Origin of the sequence: Bulleidia sp. zg-1006, from assembly GCF_016812035.1 — a bacterium.
Classification (GTDB): Bacteria; Bacillota_I; Bacilli_A; order Erysipelotrichales; family Erysipelotrichaceae; genus Bulleidia.
The window spans coordinates 389,538-408,083 of sequence record NZ_CP069178.1; the positions used below are offsets into that span (position 1 = coordinate 389,538).

Genomic DNA, 18,546 nt, shown 5'->3' on the forward strand with positions numbered 1-18,546 from the left:
TTAAAAATGGAGGTAGAAGATGGAAAGCTATGTATTGAGCATGGAAACAGCGGCTGATGTTAGTCGAGAATATTTGGAAAGTAGAAATATATCAAGTCTTTCTTTTCATTACAGTTTGGCTGATAAGTTATATACAGATGATTTTGGCGAAACTTTAAGCATTAGGGATTTTTATGAGGCCATGCGTCAAGGAGAAATGACACGCACTTCACAAATTCCAAATGGGGAATACGAGGCTTATTTCCGCTCGTTTTTAGAAAAAGGATTGGATGTCATTCATGTTTGTTTATCATCGGGCTTATCGGGTACTTACAATGGGGCTTGTATGGTGGCGGAACAGCTAAGAGAAGAATTTCCTGACCGTAAGCTTTTCGTTATTGATAGTTTATGTGCTTCAAGTGGAATTGGTTTATTGGTTGATCAGATGGCGAATGAAAGAGATGCCGGTTGTTCGATAGAAGTGTTAAACGAGTATGCTTTAAAGACACGTTATTTAGTTGAATTATGGTTCTTCTCCGGTGATTTAACGTATTTTATTCGGGGTGGTCGTATTTCTAAGACCGCCGGAACAATTGGAAATATGTTACACATTGAGCCATTGATGAGTGTTGGAGCCGATGGTAAATTGAAAGTTCGTAAAAAGATTCGGGGCAAGAAGAAGACTTTAGCGGCTTCTTTAGAGATGGTGCAAAAGTATGGTGATGCTGAACAAAAAACAATTTTTATTTCTAATGCGGATTGCTTAGAAGATGCGAAAATGCTTGCAGGAATGTTAGAAGAAGCATATCCGAGTGTTCAAATTCATCATTTTGATATTGGAACAACCATTGGTTCACATACTGGACCAGGTACGGTAGCGTTCTTCTTTATGGGGAAGGATCGTCGTGAGGTTGAATTGGATTTTAACAACTAGGTATTCTAGTTGTTTTTCATGAAAATGAATGAAAGTTATACTATTGGAAAAGGGGAATTATGAAATTACCAGAGAATTGGCAAGAATATAGTCATTTAGAACAAGCAAAATGGTTTCTAAAATACGCAGTGAAATATCAACGAGAAGGGGAAATTAGAGGTTTATTGGAAGATATAGAGCCAGAAGTTAAGGAAGCCTATGAAAAGTTTTTAAATGCAGGTGGATATAACTTCTAAAATTTTAGTTGCTTTATTAGTACCCTTATTTGGGACACGGGCATGGTTTTGTATGGGATGTTGGTTTAAAAAAGATAGGCCTTAGCCTATCGAATTTTAGAGTTATTTAGGATGGTAATGGCACCGTCCTTTTCTTTTCTTTGAAGTGCTTGTAAACCTTTTTTATCGGTATATTCAGTTACAATACTTTGAATTTTTGTTTCTTGATAACGCACTAAAAACATCTTAATGCTCCTTTCTACTATTTTTAATAAAAATAAAACGTTCGCTTTATTAAGTATAATGACTTCTTTTTAGAATGCAATAGGAATGCTCAAAAAAGGATACTTCAAGTATCCTAATTTAATCCATAGACATAAAGAATGACGGATGATCCCTTATCAATTTGCGTGCCTGCAATATTTTGTCCACTTGTATCGACGATTTTTTCAACCAATCCCCATTGGGAAGCGTCTGATGTTTTAGTGCTTCTTGTTTCAAGACGAATATTATTCGCCTTTGCCCAAGCGGTATAATCCGTTGCTTTAGAAGAGGATGGTACTAAGGTTAAGTCTCTTGGTGTTTTAAAGATAGCACAAGCTTCATTTGAATTGATATTAATCTTCTTATAGCCATAATATCCACAGACTTGAGTATCCGTATTCGCTGCCAAGCCACTAATCTTCTGTTGCAATGTTTCCTTAGAGGATTGAATTTCTTGGATGGTCTTACCATTTTGAACAATCCGTGCTTTATAGACAACCGGACCAGTTAAGGAGCGAATATCTAAGCTGTCATTACCAACCTCATTTAAAGCTTTCGCATCTGGATAAGAAGCCCAATTAAAGCTCATCGTATGGTCGGGATTGTATGTAACATTGAAGCCGGCGATATTTTGTAGATGACCAATCATCTCTTCGGCAGTCTTTAATTTTTCAAATTCTTTACGAATATAACCAGTTGTGATTAACTCACTTGGTAAATGACTACTTGGGGCAACGTAAGGGAAGATACCGCGCACAAACTTAACGGTTGAAACATCCCTTGATCTTTTGACACCGGATGGTTTCTTATCACGGTGTAAGACATCCAATAGCTTGGAATTGATACGACCGGGTATGTTTTGATTGACAATGGAACTTGTCACATACGATAGCTTACCCTTTTCAGCTGAATTGAAACCAATCCAAACAGCTGAGGTATATTGGCTTGTTTCAGCAACCATCCATTTATCTTTCTGAGCCAGCTTTGGAATACCATATTGCAAACCATCGCTACCCCAGTCGGTTGTCCCTGTCTTCGCATAAACAGGATAAGAACGCTTCAATATCTGCATGTAGTTGTATACATCTGATTTGGAAACATTAGTTTCCATTAAGTAAGCTGTCATATAGGCGGCGGCTGAAGAAATCACTTGTTCTTTTTGGAAGTTAGCTTTGTAATCCGCTTTATCACCATTACGGAAATGGATGCTTGTGATAGTATGGGGCTTAATGTAATTACCGCCATTCATCATAATGGCATGTGCGGCAGCCAATTGTTCGGCAGTAACACGCATTGATCCACCACCAATCGCATAACTGATACCAACCTCATCTTTGTTGAAACCTTTAAAATGCAATTGATCAACTAAGTAATTTTGAATACGCTTCAATCCACTTTTATCTTGCACCGCTTGGAAAGCTTGGATGGCTGGCGTATTTAAAGACCAGTTCAACGCTTTCTTCAAGTTAACACGACCAAAGTACTTACCATTCGCATTACGATAGGTCCAGTTTCCATATTTAACAGGCTTATCCACGAGTTCATGACCGGTGGACCAACCTAAATCTTCAAAAGCTAACGCATAATCCAAGAACGGCTTTACCGCAGAACCCGGTTGATTGTATTGTTGGGTGGCTCGATTTAACAATTGAGAACCACCTTTACTCCAGTTACGACCACCACCAATTGCTACGATTTCACCGTTTTGGTTATTGATAGAAATACCACAGACTTCCAGACGATCATGTAAGCGAATACCCGATTCTTTGTTTGCTTGAATGCGTTCGTATAAGGCTTGTGTCTTTTGGTCTAAAGAGGTATGAATTTCCATGGCCGTACTTAATGGATCTTGCCCCGTCACTTCTTGAGCTTCCTTTAAGGCCGCATCAATATAAGCTTGATTCGCATTACCGGTTGGTAAAGTCTTTTTCGCATCAATCAATAAATCCTCAACCTTAATACTCTTTGCTAATTGACATTCTTTTTTAGAAATATAACCATGGTAAGCCATTAAATCTAAGACAGTATTGCGACGTTTCGTCGCTCGATCTAAGTAGTTATGAGGATCATAACTATAGGGTGAGTTGACAATACCAGCCAATAAGGCGGATTCAGAAGTATTTAATTCACTAACATTTTTACCGAAATATTGACGGGATGCCTTTTGCACACCACGGATATTACCAATACCACCAAAGTTCATCTTATTTACATACATCGTGAAAATGTCCTTTTTACTAGAATTATTTTCTAATTTTAAAGCTAGAGCAATTTGTTGAATTTTGTAATCAATACTTTGGGTGTAGGTTTTCCCTGTTTCATCGTTAACAAAGTAGCTTAGCTTGACTAACTGCATCGTGAACGTAGAGCCACCTTGCATATTGCCACGAAGAATGGTTTCAATAATAGACTTGGTGAAACGAGGTGCATCGAAACCGTTATGGACGAAGAAACGAGAGTCTTCGACCGATAAGAAGGCATCGACTAAAGAAGTTGGTAGTTGATCATACGTAACATTTTCACGCAACTGATTTCCAACGTCAGCAATCTGTTTTCCTTCTCGGTCATAAATCAAAGTACTTTGACTGGTACTAAATTTTTCTAACTTGAAGGAAGGGGTACGATGAAGGGTAGAATTCACCATCGTGACACCAACTAGACCAATGACCAGTTCAATTCCTAAGATGATGGCCATTAAAGTGTTTGCAATCTTTAGACCATGGTAACGGCGCTTACCATGAGGTTTTCCTTTGGGTTGTTTTTCTTTCACAATATTTACCTCTTTTCAAAATATAACTGATCAACGACTTTTAAATAATCGACAGGGTTCACATAATTTCCTTGGATTAGCAGAGCATTTTCTATAAACCATTGATATGGTATGGAAGAACGCATCGCTATCTGGTAAAAGTGTATCATTTTTTCGGCAGGGACTAAATAGGTTTCTTCCAGACTAGTCCAGCGAATAATGAAGAAGCCAATACCACCATGATATAAAACTTCTTTTAAGTGGCGAATTTGGTGAGGATGCACTAATTTTAAAGGAAAGCAAGTTTTGTTTTTACTTTCTTTGGCTTCAAAATCAATGTACCGACCACGATAGACACCATTGTAGTCCGTTGTGGAAGCTTGACGAAAATAAGCTTCGGTGATTTTGACAGCACTTCGCTTTGGATAATCCACTTTCACAATCTGAATTGGCGTTGGTTTTTTATGAATTACCGCCATTTTAGAACTTAAGTAATATTCGTTGGAACGGTTGATTTCACTTTCTAATTCCATACCACGATTGGAGGTGGAATGAGGGCTTGTTTCTAAAGCACCACTTATTTTTTTGCCATTTGGATATTTAATCATCATGTAAAGATATTATACTAAATTTTTCTTCGTGATTGAATTTCATAGTAGACAACCTTATAATATAAAGACATTAGGGGAGGTTTTTATGGCAAAACCATTTCATTTAGATCCAATCGCTATTGTTGAAAAGCGCTTTGATATTGACTTCAAAGGCTATAACGCTTATCAAGTCGATGGCTTCTTTGATTTAGTGATTAAAGATTACCAAACCTATGAGCGTCTTTTACAACAAGCGAATGAACGGCTTCAGGATTTGGAAAGAACCAATGCTTCTTTAAGGGCAAAGTTAATTGACTTAGAAGGTCGCTTAAAGGTTCAGGAAGCTTCGGAAGAAAATTTACCGACCGGCATGACAAATGTTGATGTTTTGAAGCGTTTGTCCCGCTTGGAAAAAGAGGTATTCCGTAAATAAAGATTGTGTATACAGAAGGCAGTCGCTGCCTTTTTAGGTAGAGGAAAGTCCATGCTCGCACCATCTGCGATGATGGTAGTGTTTGTGCTGATCGAATCAATAAGGTCAGGTATCTTCGGATAACGGCGGAGCAATATAGTCTAAGGATTTATCTATGACTTGAGCCCTTAAGGTGTCACAGTGACGTAGTTCTTTTTGAAAGAAAAGAAGTGGAACGAGATAAACCCCACAAGCGAGAAACCCAAATTTGGTAGGGGAATTTTCAACTTTGAATTGAAAAAGAAGGAAGGTAGAAATACAGATAAATGGCTGCACTGGCAACAGGACAGAACATGGCTTATGCATGTATACAGAAAAGAGGAGTTGCCTCCTCTTTTTGTTTGGGGATTATGGTATAATGAGCAAGGAAAAGGAGTTTTATGAATTTACCAAATCGTTTAACTATATTTCGAATTATTTTAATTCCTGTAATTGTTTTGATTTATTTATTTCCTTATGCCAAGTTTGGTATTGAAGTTCCATCTTACATGGTGGCGGATGTCTCGATTAGTTTAATTAATATCATTTGTTTAATTGTGTATGTGATGGCGGCTATAACGGATGCCTTGGATGGTAATTATGCTCGTAAACATCATATGATTACAACTTTTGGTAAATTTGCGGATCCCATTGCGGATAAGTTATTAACCACAACTATGTTCTTATTGTTTGTTTCGAGGGGAATTATTCCTGTTATTCCAGTGATTTTAATGATGGCTCGCGATACGGTTGTGGATGGTGCAAGAATGATTGCGTCCAGTAATGGTAAAGTAGTGGCGGCTGGCACGATGGGTAAGTTAAAGACGGTATTACAAATGATAACTGTAGCTTTGATTCTTTTGAATAACTTACCATTTGAAGTCTTTCATTTACCGGTTAGTATTGTTTTATTATGGTTTTCTGCCTTTGTGTCTATTTTATCCGGTATTCAATACTTAAATCAATTGAAAGACGATATTTTTGAAACAATTTAAAAGGAAATTCAATCCTTTCGGTAATATAAAAACTAGGAGGCTATTATGGCGGAAAAGAAAGCAGTAATGACTGATAATAAAAAAGATGCACTTCTTCAAGAGGCTTTAAAAACAATTGAAAAAGAATATGGTAAAGGTTCCATCATGCGTTTGGGTGATCGGGCAGATGTTTCGATTGATGCACTGCCATCGGGCTCGCTTGCTTTGGATAAGGCCTTAGGAATCGGTGGTTATCCAAAAGGGAGAATTATTGAGATTTATGGTCCTGAATCTTCCGGTAAGACGACATTGGCTCTGCATGCGATTGCGGAATGTCAGAAACAAGGCGGTTGTTGCGCCTTTATTGATGCTGAAAATGCGATTGATCCGCAATATGCGGCTAAACTGGGGGTTGATATTGAAAAACTGATCCTATCACAACCGGACTCTGGTGAACAGGCCTTGGAAATCACCGAAATTTTAATTAAGTCAGGCGGTATTGATTTGGTTGTGATTGACTCAGTAGCCGCTTTAGTTCCACAAGCTGAATTGGATGGTGAAATGGGGGATGCCTCGGTTGGTTTACAAGCTCGTTTGATGTCCAAAGCAATGCGTAAGCTAGCCGGTGCAATGAACCGTTCAAATACAACAGCTATCTTTATCAACCAATTGCGTGAAAAAGTGGGTGTTCTATTTGGTAGCCCGGAAACGACTCCGGGTGGGCGTGCACTTAAGTTCTACGCTTCCGTTCGTTTAGATGTTCGCAAAGGGGAGGCTTTAAAGAGTGGTACCGATGTGGTTGGTTCAGCAACGAAAATTAAAGTGGTTAAGAATAAAGTAGCTCCACCATTTAAAATGGCAATTGTCAATATGATTTTTGGGGAAGGTATTTCACATATAGATGAAGTCATTAATTTAGCGGTTGAATACGATATTATTGATAAAGCAGGGGCTTGGTTCTCGTATGAGGGAGAAAAGATTGGTCAAGGCTTTCATGCGGTGCGTGATTTCTTGAAATCTCATCCAGAATTAGATACGAAAATTAGTGAACAAGTGAAGGAAAAATTATTCCCAAGCGAGTATAAAGAAACACAAGCAGAAGAATAACTTCTGCTTTTTATTCAGAAAGGGGCTTTTATGAAGTTGGTGGATTTATTGGATTTGAATTATCAGTTATACCGTACAATCAAAGGTTCTATTCAAGATATAAATATTGAATATCTATCGCAAGATTCACGTGATATACAAAAGAATACTTTGTTCTTTTGTGTACCGGGAGCAGCTTTTGATGGGCATCAGTTCGCAAAAATAGCAGAGGAAAAAGGAGCGGTTTGTTTGATTGCTTCTAAACCGGTGGATGTACAAATTCCGATTATTTATGTCGAAGATGTTGTTCGAACGATGGCTTTTTTAGCCATGCGTTTTTACCATAATCCAAGTAAAGAAATAACATTGATTGGGGTAACAGGCACCAATGGTAAAACCACGACAACGCATATCATCCGTCATTTGTTTGAAAAGAATAAACAAGTCTGTGGGATGATTGGTACCAATGGTATTTGGTATCAACAAGAACACATTTATAGCCCTAATACAACTCCTGATGCTCTTACTTTACAAAAGAGTTTAGCCAAGATGAAGAAGGCCGGGGTATCGTTTTGTACCGCCGAGGTATCTTCACATGCTTTGGTGATGGGTCGTGTTCAACATGTGGATTTTAAAGTAGCTGTGTTTACGAATTTAACTCATGAACACTTAGAAACACATCATACGATGAGTGAATATTGTATGGCAAAAAGTCTATTGTTTGCTCAACTGGGTTCGGGAAATGATAAAAAAGTCGCTATTTTGAATAAAGATGATGCTTACGCAAAGGAAATAGCGAATCGTTGTAATGCGATGATTTGGTATTATAGTACGAAAGATTCTAGTGCTGAATTTTATGCAAAGGATATTCAGTATTCGGCAACAAGCACTTCGTTTATATTGGTATTCCAAGGTCGTGAATATCTTATTCAGTCTGGCTTAATTGGTGAATTTAATGTACAGAATGTTTTAGCGGCTTTAGCGACGTATTATGCAGTTCATAGAAACTTAGAATTAGCGATTGAAGCTTTAAAGAGCTTTAAGGGTGTAGAAGGTCGTATGCAACGAGTTGAAAATAGCTTAGGTATTCATGCAATTGTCGACTTTGCCCATACACCAGATGGACTAGAAAAAGCCATGACTGCTTTGAAAGAAATTGAACACACAAGGATTATTACGATGATTGGTCATGATGGTGGTAATCGTGATAACTCTATTCGTCAAGATTTAGGTCGAATTGCTTTAGAACATAGTGATTATGTTGTGTTTACTTCAGAAAATCCTCGTGATGAAAATCCGATGAAGATTATGAATGAAATGGTCAAGGGCTCAGATAAGAAGAATTATGAATTTGTGGTGGACCGTCATGAAGCCATTGATCAAGTGGTATCCTTAGCCAAAAGGGGTGATATTCTTTTCTTTGCGGGGAAGGGACATGAACCTTATCAACTTATCAAGCGAGAAAGAATTCCATTTAATGAAGTGCAATTTGTAAAAGAAGCTTTGGAAAAAAAGGCACATGAATAAACTTAAAGTCATTAATTATCTTCTAACAGCTTTCTTTGTGTTGTTAGCAGGTTGGTTGCTATATCTATTCAGTCAACAAAGCTTTAAAAAGCTAATTGTATATGTTTTATTATCCGTTATAAATTTAGGTATTGTGACCTTGATTCGTAAAGTAGTGAATAAGAATCGACCGGAGAAAAATTTGCTAGATAAGCAGAAGCAAGGGGAAGCTTGGCCTTCTAGGCATAGCTACTCAGCTTTTTATGTCATCTTTTCTTCTTGGTTTATGTTTCCAACTTGGTTAAGTGTTTTTTTGTTTTTCCCGGCTATTTCTTTAGCTATTTTAAGAGTAAAATCCAAAGTGCATGATTATCGGGATATTTTATCCGGCATGAGCTTAGGCATAATCAGTGGTATCCTTGTTGCTTATATTGTTCAAAAACTATTTTAACCGTATAATAGAAAAGACGAGAAGAATAACGTCCAACAAAGAAGGAGAACATATGAATCCAGAAATGGTGTATTTCTTTGTGGGATTAGTCGGTTTAGCAATCGGAATCGTCGTTATGTTAATCATGAATTCAGCAGGTCTTTCTAAATCGAAAGCCGAAGCTGAACAAATCGTAAAAGATGCTCAAAACAAAGCAGATAGTGTTTTAAAAGAGGCGACTTTAGAAGCAAAAGAAAAAGCATACGAAGTACAATTAACAGCGGAGAAGGAAGCTCAACGTAGACAAGAACAATTGATTCAACAAGAGAATAAATTGTTAAGAAAAGAGGATGCGTTGCGTTTTAAGGAGAATGAAGTTCAATCCAACCAAAGAAAATGGGAAGATAAGAATCGTTCAATCGATGATAAAATGGCTAATCTTCACAAAATGGAAGAGTCTTTACAGAAACAACAGCAATCTCTTCAAGTGAAACAAGAAACATTAAATCAAAAAATACAGGAACAATCTTCTTTATTAGAGAAGATGGCACAAATGAGCCAAGCTGACGCAAAAGCGGAATTGATGGCAAAGGTTGAAAGCCAAAGTGAAAAAGAAATTGGTGCTTATTTGCGTGATAAATTAGAAGAGGCAGAGGATAATGCACAAGCGCAAGCTCGTAACATTATCGCTAATGCTATTCATCGCTATTCACAAGAAGAAGTAATGGAAAGAACAGTTAGTACTGTTACGCTACCAAATGAAGAGATGAAAGGACGCATCATTGGTCGTGAAGGTCGTAATATCCGTGCGATTGAACAGGCAACAGGTGTTGATTTGATTATTGATGATACACCAGATGTGATTACTTTGTCTTGTTACAATCCAATTCGTCGTGAAGTGGCTCGTCAAGCTATGGAAATCTTATTGAAGGATGGGCGTATTCAACCGGGGCGTATTGAAGAAGTGGTTGAAAAAGTCCAAAGTGAAATGGAAAATAGTATCTTCAAGATTGGTAATGAAGCCGTTTATCGTCTTGGTATTGGTAAGATGAATCGTGAGTTGATTAAGTTGGTTGGTCGTTTGCGGTATCGTTATAGCTATGGTCAAAATGGTTTGCAGCATTCCGAAGAAGTGGCACGTTTTGCCGGTATGATGGCGGCTGAATTAGGCTTAAACCAGGTGTTAGCGAAAAGAGCTGGTCTATTGCACGATATTGGTAAGGCTTTAGACTTTGAACAAGAGGGAAGTCATGTCGAATTAGGAGCGAAAGTAGCTCGTAAATATGGTGAACATGAAATTGTTGTGAATGCGATTGAATCACACCATGGAGATGTGGCACCAACCGATATTATTTCTGTGTTGGTTGCTGCCGCTGATACGATTAGTGCAGCTCGTCCGGGGGCTCGGTATGAATCGGTAGAAGGTTATATTACTCGCTTGGAAAATCTTGAAAAGATTGCGACCAGTTATAAAGGTGTTGAAAAAGCGTATGCGATTCAAGCCGGTCGTGAATTAAGAGTGATGGTTCAACCGGAAGTGGTGGATGATGTTGCGATGGTGAAAGTGGCTCATGATATCAAGGATCAAATTGAAAAAGAATTAACTTATCCAGGTCAAATTAAAGTGACCTTGATTCGTGAAGTTCGTGCACAAGAATTAGCGAAATAGGGCTCGCCCCTATTTTTTGTTATAATGGTAGTCTATGAAAAATAAAGATTATTTGATGCCGGATTTAAAGTTGGAAAAGAAAAGAAGTTTGAAAAAAGATAATGCGACCAACTATCGTGATTTTCAAATGAGTTTAGAAGCCAATCGCTTAGGACAAGATAAAAAATATTTTGTGAAAACCTATGGTTGCCAAGCCAATGTGCGAGATGGTGAATCACTTTCGGGAATGCTAGAAATGATGGGATTTACGTATGCCGAAGTACCAGAAAAAGCGAATGTCATCCTCTTTAATACCTGTGCTATTCGTCGCGCCGCAGAAGAAAAAGTAATAGCGGAAATTGGTAATTTAAAGTATCTAAAAAGAGAAAAACCGGATACCATTTTTGCTCTTTGCGGTTGTATGGCTCAAGAAAAAGATGTGGTGGAAGAATTGCTTCAGAAGCATCCACAAATAGATTTGATATTTGGTACCCATAACCTGTATCGCTTTCCTTCCCTTTTACAAGAAGTAATGCTTAAGAAAATCCAAAAGGTAGAGGTGTATTCTCAAGAAGGAGAAGTAGTGGAAGCTTTACCGGTGAAAAGATCCATGTCAGCAAAGGGTTTTGTAAATATTATGTATGGCTGTGATAAATTTTGTACCTATTGCATTGTGCCTTATACTAGAGGGAAAGAACGTTCCCGTCGCATGAAAGATATCTTGGATGAAGTTTTAGATTTGAAACAAAGTGGGCGAAAAGAAGTGGTTCTTTTAGGACAAAATGTGAACGCCTATGGCAAAGATTTACACATGGAAGATGGCTTTACAGATTTACTAAGAGCTGTCTCTGATACAGGAATTGAGCGCATTCGTTTTTATACTTCTCATCCTAGAGATTATCATTCTTCTTTAATTGATTTAATGGCGGAAAGAAAGAATATTATGCCTTTTCTACATTTCCCTGTTCAATCTGGTTCTAACGATGTCTTAAGAAGAATGGCACGTGGGTATACAGTTGAACATTATATTTCTTTATACAATGAAATGATTCAAAAGGTTCCTAATATCACTTTTACCACCGATATTATTGTTGGTTTCCCGGGAGAAAGTGAAGCGGATTTTGAAAAGACCATGAGCCTTGTGGAACATTGTCAATACGATATGGCTTATACTTTCTTATATTCAGCCAGGCTGGGAACACCGGCGGCTTCTATGCCGGATTTCATTTCAAAAGAAGTTAAAAAAGAACGCTTACAACGACTAAATCAACGTTTGCGTGATATAGCGGCGGAAAAGAATAAGACTTATTTGCACAAAGTGGTAAAAGTCTTATGTGAAGGTGCTTCTAAGAAAAATAATGAAATGTATGCCGGGTATACAGAAGATAATAAATTAGTGAATTTTTCTTGTTCTTGGAATTGTCTGGATGAAATTGTGGATGTTGAGATTACAGAAACACATTCTTATACCTTGAATGGAAGAGTGTTGGAAAAATAAGGTTAGCTACTTTATAATAAAAAAGGAGAAGATTTTTTGGAGGAAAATATGAATAATATAGTGCGTTTATTTGCACTTGGAGGTCTTGATGAAGACGGCAAGAATCTCTATGTTGTAGAAAATAATAATGATATTTTTGTGATTGAGTGTGGTCTACGCTTTCCCTTGAATGGGGATAGCTTAGGTATTGAAATGATTGTTCCCGATGTAAGTTATCTGGTTGAAAATAAAGATCGAGTGAAAGGGGTTTTCTTAACCCATGGTCATGATGATGTGATGGGCGGTTTACTTTACCTTTTGAAACAAATACCGGATGCTCCTATCTATACCGCTCCTTTAACAGCTTTAATGATTGAAAGAAAACTAAAGGAAGAAGGCATAGGTAAAATCAATCTGCATCGCATTCGTCGTAATGCGAAATTCAAAGTTGGTAATACGAATATCCGTACTTTTGGAACCATGCAATCCATCGCTGATGGCTTCGGTTTAGCCATTCAAACGGCAGAAGGCTATGTGGTGTATAGCTCTGAATTTATTGTTGACTATGATACCCATATGCCAAGCTTTGTGTTCGATATTACAAATGTGACGGATTTGGCGAAAGAAGGTGTTTTAGCTCTACTTTGTGAATCCGTTGCTGCAACGCGGGAAGGAAATTCTACTCCCCACCATCGTTTAAGTAATGTCTTAGAACCAATTATTGAAGAAAGCGAAGGACGTATTTTAATTACTGTCTTTAATCAAAATCTCTACCGCATTATTGAAATCATAGAGTTAGCGAATAAATACAATCGTCGTGTATTCCTATACGATGAAGGATTGAAGGCTATTATGGCTGATATGGCTAAACTTGGTTACTATCATATTCCAGCCGGCTTAGAAGTGGTGCCATCCAAATTCCATAACGAAGAAGAAAATATGATTGTTTTAGTTGGTGGAACAGGCGATTCTATTTTTCAAAAGGTACATCGCATTGCGAATAAAGAAGATTCTGTGATTGAATTAAAGAAGAGTGATACCGTTGTGATTGCTTCTCCGGCTGTGCCTGGTACCGAACGTCTTGAAGCTTCGATGGAAAATGATTTATACAAAGAAGCCAATCGTGTTTTAACCGTTGATGCCAAACGCAACTATTCCATGCATGCTTCTATGGAAGATTTAAAGATGATGATTTATTTGATGAGTCCGAAATACTATGTACCCGTTAAGGGTGAATATCGTCAATTGATTGCGAATGCGAATATTGCTTTGGGCATGGGCTATCAAGCGGATAAGATTGTGGTTTTAGCCAATGGTCAAGTAGCAACTTTTAGAGATGGTGTTTTAGATCAGAAATACGATAGCGTAAAAGCCGGTGATGTCATGGTGGATGGAAAAGATAGCCTGGACGCTAGTGGTATGGTCTTAAAGGATCGTGATATTTTAAGTACTGATGGTGTTATTGTGGTGGGAGTTGTGATGAATCACCATAATAAAGAAATCATTGGTGGACCAGATGTCCAAAGTCGTGGTGTGATTTATTTAAAAGATGCGGATTACATTGTAAAAGAAGTGGGAAATATCCTAGAAACCACCATCAATACCATGGTGAAAGAAAAGCGTTATGATAATCTTGAAGCGCGTTCGGAAGCAAGAGAAAAGATTGCTCGTTATTTGTTGAAAGAAACAGGTAAGAGACCAATGATTTTACCAGCTATCGTTGAAATAAATATTCAAGAATAGGAGTTATTGTGGCAAGAAAATCAAAAGCTCAACAAGAAAAAGAATTTAATGAACAAATCACTAAGGTCGTTTTAGTTCTTGTATTAGTGGTTCTTTTAACTGTGTCCATTATGAAGTTAGGATTAGTTGGTCTTTATTTAAATCATTTACTAATATATCTTTTTGGGACATGGTATTGGATGACTTTACTTTTAGGTATTCTTTATTTTATCTTGTCCATTTTAATTCGTAAAGGTTCCATTCAGCCAAAACGAATCTTTCCGTTAATACTGTTGATGCTGGCGACTTCTTTACTAGCCACTTATCTAGTAACAAATGATAAGCTGATTGGTTTTTCCGTTTTCAAGCAATACCTATCACTAAGCAAGAGCTTCTTTAGTGATTTCCCATTAATGAAAGTTGGTGGTGGTCTTATTGGTTATTTCTTATATGGTGTTTTATCCACTTTATTTGCAAGATTAGGTTCTTTGTTGATATTTTTCTTACTTGTTGCGATTTCAATCTTGGTATGGACCGGAACGGATGTATACAAACGGGCTTTAAAGACCATTTATCACTTCTTTGAATTACCAGAGAAAGAAGAAGAGGAAGAAATTGAAGTTGAACCAAAAGAACCAGTTAATCTTTGGAAGATGATTGATGAACATAAGAGTGCAAAGATGAAAGATATTCGTGTGGATGAAGATCCGGAAATTACACAAGATATGGATATTTTAACGGACTACCCTAATAAAACCGGCTTTGGCATCACCATAGATGATACGGAAGAATTAGAACCGGTCTATGATGAGGTTTATGAAGAAGAAAATTTTGTTCCGGAACCAGTTCAAGAGGAAATAGAATTTGAGGATATGGCTTTAAAGAAGCCTATTGCCAATCAAAATCTGGATCATTATAAATTACCAAGTCAATCTTTATTGGACGCAATAGGGGGAAAAGATAAGAATTTTGAAAACATTCGTGCCGCGAAAGAAAAAGCGCAAGCTCTAATGGCTATTCTAAGAAACTTTGATATAGACGCACAATTATTGGATACCCATATTGGTCCGGCGGTAACGCAATTTGAAATACGTCCCGATCCAAATGTGAAGGTATCTAAGATTTTAGGTTTGGCGGATAATTTGAAGATGCAGATGGCGGCGAAAGATATTCGTATTGAAGCTCCAATTCCCGGTCGTAATGCGGTTGGGGTTGAAATTCCTAATGTGAAAAGTACAGTCGTTAAGATGAAAGAGTTACTTCGTGATCAACCAGAAGGAAATAAACCATTGATTTTTTTCTTGGGTAAGGATTTATTAGGTAATTCAGTTTATTGTAACTTAGCGAAGATGCCTCACTTGTTGATTGCCGGGGCAACGGGATCAGGAAAGTCAGTTTGTATGAATACCATTATTACTTCTTATTTATTAAGAACAAGACCGGATGAAGTGAAGCTACTTTTGATTGATCCAAAGAAGGTTGAATTTACACCATATCAAGAAATTCCCCATTTGATAGGACCGGTCATTAATGATCCAACCAAAGCTGCCAATGCTTTAAAGGTTATGGTGGAAGAAATGGATCAACGGTATAACATTTTTGCGAATTTGGGTGTTCGTAAGCTGGAAGACTACAATGCCTTAGTGAAGAAACAGAGTGGACTTCCTAATCCAGATGGAACGCCAGCCTTAAATCCTTTACCATACGTTGTTGTGATTGTGGATGAATTAGCAGATTTAATGACGGTGGCTGGTAAGGATGTGGAATCTTCCATTATGCGTATTACCCAATTAGGTCGTGCGGCCGGTATTCATATGATTGTCGCCACCCAACGTCCATCGGTAGATGTTATTACGGGAGTGATTAAAGCGAATATTCCTAGTCGTATCGCATTCTCAGTTTCTAGTGCGATTGATTCAAGGACGATTCTTGATCATCAAGGAGCAGAAAGGTTACTTGGAAATGGAGATATGTTGTATCTAGCCAATGGCTCTAATGCGATTCGTCGTGTACAAGGTATTTATGTGACGGATGAAGAAGTTCAGCGCATTACAAAAGCCTGTTCTAACCAAGCTGTACCAATGTATAACGATGCTTTCTTGCGTTTGGATATGGTTGAAAATGGTAGTGATGGTACTTTGATGAAAATGGAGGAAGATCCCTTATTCAAAGAAGTAACGGACTACGTCATTGATGCACAAAAGGCGTCTACTTCTTTATTGCAAAGAAGATTTGGAATTGGCTATAATCGAGCAGCGAGAATGATTGATGTTTTAGAAGATCATGGCATTATTGGTCCATCTCGTGGTTCTAAACCAAGAGAGGTCTTGCGTAAAAAGGAAGCTGAAACAAATCGGACTGAAACGGGAGGAATCCGTGAATAAGCGGATTTCTTTTTTCTTTTGGAAGTGTTTGGCTTGATGGTCTTTTGTCTTTTTGGTATAAAATAATTGGTTAAAACAAACTGGAAAGAGGGTTGTATGAGCGCAAGTGACGGCATTGTGATTCTAGTGATTGGGGCTTTAGTGGCTTGGAATATTCGCTATGTGATAAAAAATGGTGTGGATTCTTGCAGTGGTGATTGCAATGGTGCTTGTAAGGGACACTGTAAATGGGTTGGTGATGTAGCGAAAGCACGTCGTCACATTTCTCGTATCAATAAAATTAAAGCTTTCTTCCATTTGACCTAAGAAGGTCTTTTTTTGTGGATTTTTGATTATTTTGGTAATAAGGGAGTACAGGAGAAAAACTATGTTAAATCAATTTATGTTGATAGGTCAAATTGAAAAGATTCAGAAAAGTCCAAAAGAGGTATCGTTAAAAATTCGTGGTCGAAAAGCATTCTTGGATGAACAAGGGGAATGTAAGGAAGACCATTTTGTTATCAAGCTTTGGAAAGGAATTGAAAGAGAGTGTTTATCCATCGTTTCGGAAAATCAATTTATCGCCGCCAAAGGTCGTCTTGAAACAAATGAACATGGTGTTATTTCTTTGATAGCGGAAAAGTTAGCTTACTTTCCAATGAATTAGATATATTATGCTAGAATAGTAGCTGAGGTGAAATTATGGCATTTGATTCATTAAGTGAAAGACTAAATAAAGCATTCCGTAATCTAAGTGGTAAAGGTACGCTGAGTGATAATAATATGGAAGAAATGCTCAAGGAGGTACGTGTTGCCTTACTTGAAGCCGATGTAAACTATGGCATTGTTAAAGAATTTTTAGACACCATTCGGGAAAAAGCCCGTGGGGAAGAAGTTTTAAAGTCCGTTGAACCTGGACAACAGTTGGTTAAGATTATTCATGATGAAATCTTGGCTTTGTTGGGTAGCGAAGATGCTTTAATCCAATGGAAACCAAATGGTATCACAACAATTATGATGGTTGGTTTACAGGGTACCGGTAAAACAACTTCGATTGCGAAAGTAGCTAATCAAGTTCAATTGAAACAAAAACGAAAAGCGCTTTTAATTGCGGCGGATGTTATTCGTCCGGCAGCGATAGATCAGTTAAAGACATTAGGTCAAGAAATCAATGCCGAAGTCTTTAGCATGGGCGCAAGTGTTTCGGCTTTGGAAACAGTTGAAAAGGGTATGGTCTATGCGAAAGAAAAGGACTATGATACGGTCTTTATTGACACGGCAGGTCGTTTGCACATTGATGAAGCGTTAATGAAGGAACTGCAAGACATTAGCCAATTGGTTAAGCCGGATGAAATATTGCTGACGGTGGACGCCATGACAGGTCAAGATATTGTGAATGTGGCGAATGCTTTTAAGGAAGCTTTGTCTTTAACCGGTTTAGTTGTTACGAAATTTGATGGTGATTCCCGTGGTGGTGGTGTTCTTTCTGTTCGTAAAATCACTGGTGTACCAATTAAGTTTGTTGGTGAAGGTGAAAAGGTGGAAGACATGGATGTTTTCCATCCTGATCGTATGGCAGACCGTATTCTTGGTATGGGTGATGTGGTCAGTTTGGTTGAAAAGGCACAAGAAAAATTAGATATGGAAGAAAATGCTCGTTTGGCAGAAAAGATGATGAATGGGCAATTTACCATGGGTGATATGTTGAAACAGTTTGAACAAATTCAAAAGATGGGCCCGCTTGGTGGCATTATGAAGATGATTCCAGGTATGAACCAATACGCCGGTATGTTGGATGAGGCGAAAGCGGATAAATCCATGGTGCATATGAAAGCAATCATTCAATCTATGACACCTTATGAAAGAGCCTTTCCAGATAAGATGCGGGGTAGTATGAAGAAGCGTATTGCCCAAGGTTCTGGTCGTTCTGTTGATGAAGTGAATAAGCTAATCAATCAATTCAATAAGATGAAGAAATTGATGGACGCCATGAGTGGTTTATCGCGTAGTGGTAATTTAAACGAAGATAGTTTAGAAAAGATGTTCGATACTCGTATGGGTGGTATGAATAATGCGATGAAGAAAAAAAAGTATAAATTTTAGCTGTCAAGGTTTTAAACTTGACAGTCTTTTTTATCTTTGGTAGGATACTAGAGGA

17 protein-coding genes and 1 other RNA gene are annotated in these 18,546 nt (G+C 37.8%); 15 read left to right on the plus strand and 3 right to left on the minus strand.

From position 1 onward, the window contains the following. Positions 1 to 19 precede the first annotated feature (19 nt). Together JOS54_RS02025 and JOS54_RS02030 are read left to right on the plus strand one after the other, a co-directional pair. Complete coding sequence (locus tag JOS54_RS02025) at positions 20 to 913, plus strand: DegV family protein (RefSeq protein ID WP_203245410.1); 894 nt, start codon at positions 20 to 22, stop codon at positions 911 to 913. 59 nt (positions 914 to 972) lie between these two features. Then, positions 973 to 1,149, plus strand: a complete 177-nt coding sequence (locus tag JOS54_RS02030) for a hypothetical protein (RefSeq protein ID WP_203245411.1) — start codon at positions 973 to 975, stop codon at positions 1,147 to 1,149. An 86-nt stretch (positions 1,150 to 1,235) separates the two neighbouring features. Here the strand turns inward: JOS54_RS02030 and JOS54_RS02035 are convergent, their stop codons facing one another. The 3 genes from JOS54_RS02035 to recU all read right to left on the minus strand — a co-directional run bounded on the left by JOS54_RS02035 (position 1,236) and on the right by recU (position 4,749). Continuing rightward, the gene (locus JOS54_RS02035) at positions 1,236 to 1,373 is read right to left on the minus strand and encodes a hypothetical protein (RefSeq protein ID WP_203245412.1); all 138 of its coding nucleotides are present in this window, start codon (positions 1,371 to 1,373) and stop codon (positions 1,236 to 1,238) included. A 113-nt stretch (positions 1,374 to 1,486) separates the two neighbouring features. Continuing rightward, entirely contained in the window at positions 1,487 to 4,162 is a 2,676-nt protein-coding gene (locus JOS54_RS02040) for a transglycosylase domain-containing protein (RefSeq protein ID WP_203245413.1), read from the minus strand. Between the two features lie 5 nt (positions 4,163 to 4,167). After that, positions 4,168 to 4,749 (minus strand): Holliday junction resolvase RecU, encoded by a 582-nt coding sequence (gene recU, locus JOS54_RS02045; RefSeq protein ID WP_304502722.1) that lies wholly within the window; start codon positions 4,747 to 4,749, stop codon positions 4,168 to 4,170. Between the two features lie 88 nt (positions 4,750 to 4,837). Here recU and JOS54_RS02050 point away from each other — a divergent pair, with 88 nt between their 5' ends. From JOS54_RS02050 to ffh, 13 genes are all read left to right on the plus strand, one after another. Next, positions 4,838 to 5,164 carry a DivIVA domain-containing protein gene (locus tag JOS54_RS02050; protein ID WP_203245415.1) on the plus strand — a complete coding sequence of 109 codons (327 nt, stop codon included), beginning with the start codon at positions 4,838 to 4,840 and terminating at the stop codon, positions 5,162 to 5,164. Between the two features lie 10 nt (positions 5,165 to 5,174). Next, positions 5,175 to 5,509, plus strand: an RNA gene (rnpB, locus tag JOS54_RS02055) — RNase P RNA component class B. Between the two features lie 74 nt (positions 5,510 to 5,583). Further along, positions 5,584 to 6,177 (plus strand): CDP-diacylglycerol--glycerol-3-phosphate 3-phosphatidyltransferase, encoded by a 594-nt coding sequence (gene pgsA, locus JOS54_RS02060; RefSeq protein WP_203245416.1) that lies wholly within the window; start codon positions 5,584 to 5,586, stop codon positions 6,175 to 6,177. A gap of 45 nt (positions 6,178 to 6,222) precedes the next feature. Next, on the plus strand, positions 6,223 to 7,263 hold the full coding sequence (gene recA / locus JOS54_RS02065; RefSeq protein WP_203245417.1) for a recombinase RecA: 1,041 nt from the start codon (positions 6,223 to 6,225) through the stop codon (positions 7,261 to 7,263). A gap of 30 nt (positions 7,264 to 7,293) precedes the next feature. Further along, a complete protein-coding gene (locus JOS54_RS02070; protein WP_203245418.1) occupies positions 7,294 to 8,769 on the plus strand; it encodes a UDP-N-acetylmuramoyl-L-alanyl-D-glutamate--2,6-diaminopimelate ligase in 1,476 nt (491 codons plus the stop codon). Beyond that, positions 8,762 to 9,199: a phosphatase PAP2 family protein gene (locus JOS54_RS02075; protein ID WP_203245419.1), complete on the plus strand. Its 438-nt coding sequence runs from the start codon at positions 8,762 to 8,764 to the stop codon at positions 9,197 to 9,199. The genes JOS54_RS02070 and JOS54_RS02075 overlap by 8 nt, the downstream gene beginning before the upstream one ends. A gap of 52 nt (positions 9,200 to 9,251) precedes the next feature. Next, positions 9,252 to 10,847 (plus strand): ribonuclease Y, encoded by a 1,596-nt coding sequence (gene rny, locus JOS54_RS02080; protein ID WP_203245420.1) that lies wholly within the window; start codon positions 9,252 to 9,254, stop codon positions 10,845 to 10,847. A gap of 34 nt (positions 10,848 to 10,881) precedes the next feature. After that, positions 10,882 to 12,324, plus strand: a complete 1,443-nt coding sequence (gene miaB / locus JOS54_RS02085; protein WP_203245421.1) for a tRNA (N6-isopentenyl adenosine(37)-C2)-methylthiotransferase MiaB — start codon at positions 10,882 to 10,884, stop codon at positions 12,322 to 12,324. 48 nt (positions 12,325 to 12,372) lie between these two features. Beyond that, on the plus strand, positions 12,373 to 14,046 hold the full coding sequence (locus tag JOS54_RS02090) for a ribonuclease J (RefSeq protein WP_203245422.1): 1,674 nt from the start codon (positions 12,373 to 12,375) through the stop codon (positions 14,044 to 14,046). An 8-nt stretch (positions 14,047 to 14,054) separates the two neighbouring features. Next, positions 14,055 to 16,409, plus strand: a complete 2,355-nt coding sequence (locus JOS54_RS02095; RefSeq protein WP_203245423.1) for a DNA translocase FtsK — start codon at positions 14,055 to 14,057, stop codon at positions 16,407 to 16,409. A 96-nt stretch (positions 16,410 to 16,505) separates the two neighbouring features. Beyond that, positions 16,506 to 16,715 carry a hypothetical protein gene (locus JOS54_RS02100; protein WP_203245424.1) on the plus strand — a complete coding sequence of 70 codons (210 nt, stop codon included), beginning with the start codon at positions 16,506 to 16,508 and terminating at the stop codon, positions 16,713 to 16,715. A 61-nt stretch (positions 16,716 to 16,776) separates the two neighbouring features. Continuing rightward, entirely contained in the window at positions 16,777 to 17,055 is a 279-nt protein-coding gene (locus tag JOS54_RS02105) for a hypothetical protein (protein WP_203245425.1), read from the plus strand. A 35-nt stretch (positions 17,056 to 17,090) separates the two neighbouring features. Beyond that, the gene (gene ffh, locus JOS54_RS02110) at positions 17,091 to 18,491 is read left to right on the plus strand and encodes a signal recognition particle protein (protein ID WP_203245426.1); all 1,401 of its coding nucleotides are present in this window, start codon (positions 17,091 to 17,093) and stop codon (positions 18,489 to 18,491) included. The last annotated feature ends 55 nt before the right edge of the window (positions 18,492 to 18,546 follow it).

Excerpts from the sequence above, each read along its gene's own strand:
- JOS54_RS02105 (WP_203245425.1), top strand. The coding sequence starts at position 16,777 with ATGTTAAATCAATTTATGTTGATAGGTCAAATTGAAAAGATTCAGAAA.
- JOS54_RS02035 (WP_203245412.1), bottom strand. The coding sequence starts at position 1,373 with ATGTTTTTAGTGCGTTATCAAGAAACAAAAATTCAAAGTATTGTAACT.
- recA (WP_203245417.1), top strand. The coding sequence starts at position 6,223 with ATGGCGGAAAAGAAAGCAGTAATGACTGATAATAAAAAAGATGCACTT.
- rny (WP_203245420.1), top strand. The coding sequence starts at position 9,252 with ATGAATCCAGAAATGGTGTATTTCTTTGTGGGATTAGTCGGTTTAGCA.
- recU (WP_304502722.1), bottom strand. The coding sequence starts at position 4,749 with ATGATTAAATATCCAAATGGCAAAAAAATAAGTGGTGCTTTAGAAACA.
- JOS54_RS02025 (WP_203245410.1), top strand. The coding sequence starts at position 20 with ATGGAAAGCTATGTATTGAGCATGGAAACAGCGGCTGATGTTAGTCGA.
- JOS54_RS02070 (WP_203245418.1), top strand. The coding sequence starts at position 7,294 with ATGAAGTTGGTGGATTTATTGGATTTGAATTATCAGTTATACCGTACA.
- JOS54_RS02100 (WP_203245424.1), top strand. The coding sequence starts at position 16,506 with ATGAGCGCAAGTGACGGCATTGTGATTCTAGTGATTGGGGCTTTAGTG.
- JOS54_RS02030 (WP_203245411.1), top strand. The coding sequence starts at position 973 with ATGAAATTACCAGAGAATTGGCAAGAATATAGTCATTTAGAACAAGCA.
- JOS54_RS02090 (WP_203245422.1), top strand. The coding sequence starts at position 12,373 with ATGAATAATATAGTGCGTTTATTTGCACTTGGAGGTCTTGATGAAGAC.
- ffh (WP_203245426.1), top strand. The coding sequence starts at position 17,091 with ATGGCATTTGATTCATTAAGTGAAAGACTAAATAAAGCATTCCGTAAT.
- JOS54_RS02050 (WP_203245415.1), top strand. The coding sequence starts at position 4,838 with ATGGCAAAACCATTTCATTTAGATCCAATCGCTATTGTTGAAAAGCGC.
- miaB (WP_203245421.1), top strand. The coding sequence starts at position 10,882 with ATGAAAAATAAAGATTATTTGATGCCGGATTTAAAGTTGGAAAAGAAA.
- pgsA (WP_203245416.1), top strand. The coding sequence starts at position 5,584 with ATGAATTTACCAAATCGTTTAACTATATTTCGAATTATTTTAATTCCT.
- JOS54_RS02075 (WP_203245419.1), top strand. The coding sequence starts at position 8,762 with ATGAATAAACTTAAAGTCATTAATTATCTTCTAACAGCTTTCTTTGTG.